Here is a 2,378-nt window from a genome sequence, read left to right on the forward strand (position 1 = left end):
ATGGCCAGGCGTCGCATCTGGTCCTGAGTTTCTCGAGAGAGCTTTCGGGCATCGATCTTTTTCATGTCCCTTTATATCGTGAATTTGATTGCCGCGTTAATAATCAAGAAATTAGGCTATGCAATGCCGATGGAATAGAAAACCTGCATATTACTTCTTGGGACACGGATCACTGCTCACCGCCGCAACTTGAGAAAATACTTGAGAAATTCAATCCAAGAAAAATAGAATACCCTGGGTACGAACCACACACAGATTCAGGAAAAGAAAGCCTTAGAATAATTCTTGCATATGAGGCAAAAGAGAAAAGTCGAAGAAAAATCGTGAGCGTCACACCCGAATATATTTCAAGCCTAGAAAATGCTGAAAATTACGGCTATCGAGACACCTTACACCATCCGAAATTCATCGATGAAAACAGCTCAAACAACAATTCAACCGTCAAGCACTTTAGATCAGGTTCATTTAATGTATTAAGCCTTGGTGATGTTGAATGCAATAATATTGCATCCGGCCTTAGAAGGCAGAGAACAATTAATAAAGAAGCAGACGTCATGATCCTAGCGCACCATGGTGCAAACAATGGCTTTACAACATCCGCCTTTATCAAAGCAGTTAGCCCAACTGTCGCAATCGCTAGCGCTGATTATGCCAATAAATTTAAACACCCGAAGCAAGAAATAAGAGATCTATTGCATAAAAACGAAGTACAGTTGTTTACCACAAAGACTGGCGATGTAGTGATATTTTCCACTGGAACTCATACAGGGCACTACAGAGTAGTAAATTTAAAGACTGGAAGCGCGGAAGTTTCAAGTCAATACGATTTTTATGCCCGCAAGTCGAGCTTCCTAAAAAACAACTCTGATACGATCAGAGCAAGAATTAACAAGATCAATCATGGTCCGAAACGCTAACAAATGGTTCAAATCGCTCGCTGCGCTCACTGGGACGGGCTAAAGCCCGCCCCTTAACCAAACGTTAAGTATCTGAACGGAAATTTTCCGGCATACTGGTTGCCTTGTCCCAGTGGCTACCGGAGCCCCCCATGAAATTCGTGTCGCCTCTTGCCGACACAGACTTCCAGGCGTTGATGGATGCCTATACGCAAGGCGAGAAGCCGGCCTTGCGCCGTCGTGTCCATGCCATCGTGCTCAGTCACAAGGGCTACGGCATCAACCCGATCAGCGACATTCTGGCGGTCACGCGCGAGACCGTGTCGCATCTGGTTCGATGCCTGGCAAGCCGATGGCCTGGAGGGGCTCAGGGACAAGGCCCGCAGCGGTCGGCCGGCCATCTACGACGAGTGCGACCGGAAACGGCTGCAAGCCCTGGTGGCCGAGCATCCCCACCGGATAAGAACCGTCCAGGCACGCCTGCAGCAGGAAACCGGCAAAACCTCCTGCACAGCCACGGTCAAGCGGGCTTTGAAATCTGGGGTATAGCTTCAAGCGTGCCCGGCGGTCGCTGAAAGGGCGGCGTAACGAGAGCGGCTTCCGCGCCACACAAGGCCTGCTGGCAGAGCTTCGGCAGTGGGAGGAGCGCGAAGACACCGAGCTGTACTGTTTCGACGGAAAGCGCTCCATGAACCCCATCTTCAACCGAGGTAAAGGCCCGCCGATGCTGTGCTCCCGATTTCTTTCTGGAGCCCGTCATCATGATGCGACCCGACGCCAAGGTCGAAAAGGTCTACCTCTATCCCAAGCCTGTCGATTTCCGGAAATCCATCGACGGCCTCGCCGCCCTGGTCGAGCTGGATATCCAGGTGGCGGTGTTCGATCCGGTGCTGTTCGTGTTTCTCAACCGGGCGCGCAATCGGGTGAAGATCCTGTACTGGGAGCGCAACGGCTTCTGTCTCTGGCTCAAGCGCCTGGAGGCCGAGCGCTTCAAGGTGCCGCCAGAGCCCAGCGACGAGGCCATCGTCCTCAGCGCCGAGGAGTTGAACTGGCTGCTGGATGGCTTCGACCTCTGGCGCAACCGCCCGCACCGGGTGTTGAGGCCGCGCTATGTGGCCTGAGCCGGTATAATCCGGCTCCATGACCTTTATGCCCGACACCCTTCCCGACGATCCGCTTTTGCTCAAGCAGTTATTGCTGTCGGCGAACGAGCAGATGTCGGCAAAGGATGCTCGCATAGAACAGCTTCAGGAACAGGTCGCCCTGCTGCGTCAACGCCTGTTCGGCCCGAAATCCGAGTGCAGTATCGACCCGGACTCACCGCAACTGGCGATGTTCAACGAAGCCGAGCAGTTGGCCGAAGAGCCGGCGCCTGCCATTGAAGCCGAAGCACAAGAGATCGCCGAGGCCGAAGAAGGCGTCGCCCCGATCAAGCGCCGTGGCAAACGCAAACCACTGCCGGCCGAACTGCCACGGGTGGAG

The 2,378-nt window shown here is 53.4% G+C and carries 4 protein-coding genes; all 4 read left to right on the plus strand.

Translation table 11 applies throughout. The annotated features are described in order from the left end of the window. On the plus strand, positions 1-917 hold a 917-nt coding region (locus ACYVD0_RS14700), incomplete at its 5' end, for a ComEC/Rec2 family competence protein (RefSeq protein ID WP_460427494.1). Between the two features lie 131 nt (positions 918-1,048). Further along, positions 1,049-1,471, plus strand: coding sequence for a hypothetical protein (locus tag ACYVD0_RS14705; protein ID WP_460427495.1), 423 nt, complete (start codon positions 1,049-1,051; stop codon positions 1,469-1,471). A gap of 186 nt (positions 1,472-1,657) precedes the next feature. Continuing rightward, positions 1,658-2,017 carry an IS66 family insertion sequence element accessory protein TnpB gene (gene tnpB, locus ACYVD0_RS14710; RefSeq protein WP_460427496.1) on the plus strand — a complete coding sequence of 120 codons (360 nt, stop codon included), beginning with the start codon at positions 1,658-1,660 and terminating at the stop codon, positions 2,015-2,017. A gap of 19 nt (positions 2,018-2,036) precedes the next feature. Beyond that, positions 2,037-2,378: transposase domain-containing protein (locus ACYVD0_RS14715; RefSeq protein WP_460427497.1), on the plus strand; the 342-nt coding region annotated here is incomplete at its 3' end.

Source organism: Azotobacter armeniacus (assembly GCF_054779355.1).